The organism is Syntrophorhabdaceae bacterium, assembly GCA_028713955.1.
GTDB lineage: Bacteria > Desulfobacterota > Syntrophorhabdia > Syntrophorhabdales > Syntrophorhabdaceae > UBA5609.
Window position 1 is genome coordinate 1 of sequence record JAQTNJ010000266.1, and the last position, 4,031, is coordinate 4,031.

The following is a 4,031-nucleotide window of genomic DNA, read 5'->3' on the forward strand; positions in this document are numbered from 1 at the left end:
TCATAGCTGAAGCAAAAACTGTCGAAACTTACTGAATTTTGCTTCTTATACCTGGCTGATTTCAGGAGGATCTATGAAGGTCGTTGCATTTAATGGAAGCCCGAGGGTCGATGGCAACACAGATATTTTACTGGGAGAGACGCTCGGGGCAATCCAGGGGTCAGGGAATACGATCCTTTCGTTCAGATTGAATGATATGAACATCAGGCCCTGCCAGAACTGTGGCGCCTGCGAACAAACAGGCCTTTGTGTTATTGAAGATGATATGAAGGAGATCTATACCGCTATCAGGGAGGCAGAGAGGATTGTGGTCGCTTCCCCGATTTTTTTCTCTGGTCTTTCTGCACAGACAAAGATCATGATCGACAGATGCCAGGCCCTTTGGTGTGAAAAATATCTTTTAAAAAAGGCTATACCGGAAGGTCGGAATGGTCGAAAGGGACTGTTGATCCTCGTCGGCGGCACGAAGAAAGATATCGGGATACAGTGCGGAGATGCAACTGCAAAGGCCTTTTTCAGATCCGTCAGTATTCCCGTACATGAAACAGTGAGTTTTCTGGGCGTTGACAGGAAAGGCGCAGTCCTTGACCATCCGACAGCGTTGCTTGATGTCTATCGTGCCGGACAGCGTCTTGTAGCACCTTGAAAAGACAAATTAATCCCGCCTTGTTCTCTATTTATCCCAGATTTTTCATTAGGTTTAGCACTTGTATCGGAATGTCCCCACAAACACGCTCATTCCGCTCCAGCGGCTTGCTGTTATCGGGGCTTACGTCGCCCCCTCCACGAACAAAGTCCGTGGAGCCACCCCTTCTCACCCACGGTGTGGGCTGGTTTATGTCGCTCGCTGTTTCCGCTTCGGAACTTTTGCTTGCGCAAAAGACCGAGCTTCCTCGCCTCACGACGGTTTGCTACAGGACATCCCGACACAAGTGCTAATGAATTATCCGGGTTTACCCTGGATTGACAATTATGTAGAGGGCATAGTATAAACAGAGTCAGGCAGTTATTCTGAAGTCTATAAAAGGTATTGTGAATGGACAACGAATTATTCCCCGTTACATCTCTGGAAGAAAATGAGGAAGGCGTGGTGCACCTCCTGTCCGGCGGAAGGGGGCTGACCAGCAGGCTCGCAGGGATGGGGATTATACCCGGGATAAAGATCAGGGTTTTGAGAAACAGCGGGAGACAGATTATCGTTCTTGCATCCGATACAAGAGTTGCTCTTGGCAAAGGGCAGGCCGACAAGATCCTTGTTGAGAAGATAGGCGCGGCCCAGGGTAAGGATGGAGAGAAGAAACCGTCAAAGAGTTTTCTCATCGCCCTGGCCGGTCAGCCCAATGTAGGGAAAACGACTGTTTTTAATCTCCTTACCGGTTTGTCACAGCACGTTGGAAACTGGCCTGGTAAGACCGTCGAGATGAAAGAGGGGTTTTATAACGCCAACGGCATAGAGCTGAGGATGGTCGATCTGCCGGGGACTTATAGTCTCAGCGCATTCTCCGAGGAAGAGAGGGTTGCACGGGATTTTATTATCCATGAACATCCGGATGTCGTTGTCCTTGTCGTCAATGCCTCTGCCCTGGAAAGGAGTTTATATCTGCTCACCGAGATGCTTCTTTTAAAATCACCTGTCATTGTTGCGGTGAATATGATGGATATGGCGGAAGGACAGGGTATGTATGTTGACATCAATGCCCTCGAGGAATCGATGCACTTACCGGTCGTGCAGATGGTTGCCATAAAGAATCAAGGCATTAGGGAGCTTGTTGCCGGGATTATCCAGCTTGCCGAGGGTAAATCGGAATATATGCCGAGGATGCCTGAGGTGTCGCCGGACCACAGGGAGATATTTTTTAAACTGCTCGGTATGATCAAAGAACATGTTCCAATACCTTATAATGATATCTGGATAGCTACCAAGCTCATGGAAGGCGATCCGGAGGTATCCGATGCCGTGAAAGGCATTGTGCCACCCGGGGTATGGAATGAGGTTCAATTGCTGCTCGTTAAGCATGAGGATGCGCTCCGGGCTGTAGTGGGGGGAAGATACGACTGGATAGAGGAGACAACAAGGGCTGCTATTTCGCGTTTTAAACGGGGACAGGTGCTTATAACAGACAGGATAGACCATATCCTTACACGTCCCATTATGGGTATCCCTGTTCTTCTGGGAATACTGGCAGTCATCTTTTTATTAACATTCAAGATAGGTTTTCCTTTACAAAGATTCTTTGAGACAATTACAAGTATATTCGGCAGGTGGATCGATACGAGCCTCATAAACGAACCATGGTGGGTCCGCGGGATACTGGTGAATGGTGTTATTGGAGGCGCCGGGTCGGTGCTGACCTTTACGCCGCTTCTTGTTATATTTTTCTTTTCCATGGCATTCCTCGAAAATATCGGGTATATGGCGCGTGCTGCTTTTGTTATGGACCGTTTCATGCACATTATCGGGCTTCATGGAAAGAGTTTTCTGCCGATGTGCCTCGGTTTTGGCTGTAATGTGCCGGCTGTCATGGGCACCCGTATCGTTGAATCGAAAAAGGCCAGATTGCTCACAATATTCCTGATACCTTTCATACCGTGCACAGGGAGGCTGGCAGTATTAACCTTTATTACCGCGGCAGTCTTTGCCGAGAAGGCCCTCGTTGTTTCGTGGTTTTTAGTTACATTGAATATTGTCCTGCTTGGTCTTGCAGGTATGATAATCAGCAGGGTCTTTTATAAAAACGAGCTGGTACCTTTCATCATGGAATTGCCGCTCTATCACAAGCCCGATTTCAAGACCATTCTCTTTGTTGTATGGAGCAGAACGATCACCTTTGTGAAAAAGGCCGGCACTGTGATCCTGATATTCTCCGTTATACTGTGGATCATGTCGAACGTACCTGGCGGGGCGATCGAAAAGAGTCTCCTTGCGTGGGTAGGAAGGCTTTTCGAGCCGATAGGAACTCCCCTCGGGCTGGACTGGAAGATGCTTGTTGCTCTTTTATCGACCATCGTTGCGAAAGAGAACGCCGTTGCCACACTCGGTGTCCTTTATAATGTCGGAGAACGGGGATTAATGAACGTTTTACCGACAGTGGTAAGTCACCCTTCTGCCATTGCCTTTCTCTTTATTTTGATGATCTTCATACCGTGTGCTCCCACCATAACGGTCATGAGACAGGAGATGGGCAACTGGAAATGGTTTTTTGCTTCCGTGATTTTCATGGTCATTTTGTCTTATACGGGGGGCATGCTGATATATCACCTCGCAAAAAGTTCAGGCATGTAATACCGGGTCGCCATTTCTGTATTGACAAATAGAATCTGTTCATATAAATTGAACAATCATTCACATGAACAGACGTTCAGCAATAGAATCCAGAAAAAATATACTTGATGCAGCCCTCACAATATTTTCAGATTATGGTTACCGGGGGGCAAGCATGAGAATGATAGCCGGGCATGCAGGGATAAGTGTTGGCGGTCTTTATCTTTATTTTAAGAGCAAAGAGGAACTTTACCTCACATTGTTGAAGAACCGCTTCGAAGACCTGGCAGGGCAACTTGAAAAGGCTATCTTAAATAATAAGAACCCTATTGATGCCCTTACGGAATATGTAACAATCAGCGTTGAATACACCAAACGTCACCGGGAGCTCATTCTGGCTCAAAGCAGGGCACAGGGTTTTGCCTTCGGGATTGATATAAAAAAGAGATTTTTCAGGAAACAGAGGAGATTGGTCGAGATGATCATCAGGAATGGTATAGATTCAGGCCATTTCGGTGATTGCAATACAAAAGAGGTGACAAAGGTAGTGATAAGCACAATACGGGGGTTTTTGCTCTCCATTGTCGTTGATCAGGAAAACCTCTTTCAACCCGATGAATGTGTCCGGTTTATGCTCCATGGGTTTTTAAAAAGGGAAGCGCAATGATGGCAGCACAGAACCACAAACGGGGGCTGACATGAAAACATTCGTATTTTCATGTTTTGTAATTGTGTTGGTATGTTCACAGGTTTTAGCGTTGGAGTATAC

At 46.9% G+C, this 4,031-nt stretch carries 3 protein-coding genes; all 3 read left to right on the forward strand.

Translation table 11 applies throughout. The features are described from left to right. Nucleotides 1–73 precede the first annotated feature (73 nt). The 3 genes from PHU49_15360 to PHU49_15370 all read left to right on the forward strand — a co-directional run bounded on the left by PHU49_15360 (nucleotide 74) and on the right by PHU49_15370 (nucleotide 3,929). Nucleotides 74–646, forward strand: a complete 573-nt coding sequence (locus PHU49_15360; protein ID MDD5245385.1) for a flavodoxin family protein — start codon at nucleotides 74–76, stop codon at nucleotides 644–646. A 390-nt stretch (nucleotides 647–1,036) separates the two neighbouring features. Further along, on the forward strand, nucleotides 1,037–3,283 hold the full coding sequence (feoB, locus tag PHU49_15365) for a ferrous iron transport protein B (protein ID MDD5245386.1): 2,247 nt from the start codon (nucleotides 1,037–1,039) through the stop codon (nucleotides 3,281–3,283). A gap of 64 nt (nucleotides 3,284–3,347) precedes the next feature. Beyond that, nucleotides 3,348–3,929: a TetR/AcrR family transcriptional regulator gene (locus tag PHU49_15370; GenBank protein ID MDD5245387.1), complete on the forward strand. Its 582-nt coding sequence runs from the start codon at nucleotides 3,348–3,350 to the stop codon at nucleotides 3,927–3,929. Nucleotides 3,930–4,031: the final 102 nt, after the last annotated feature.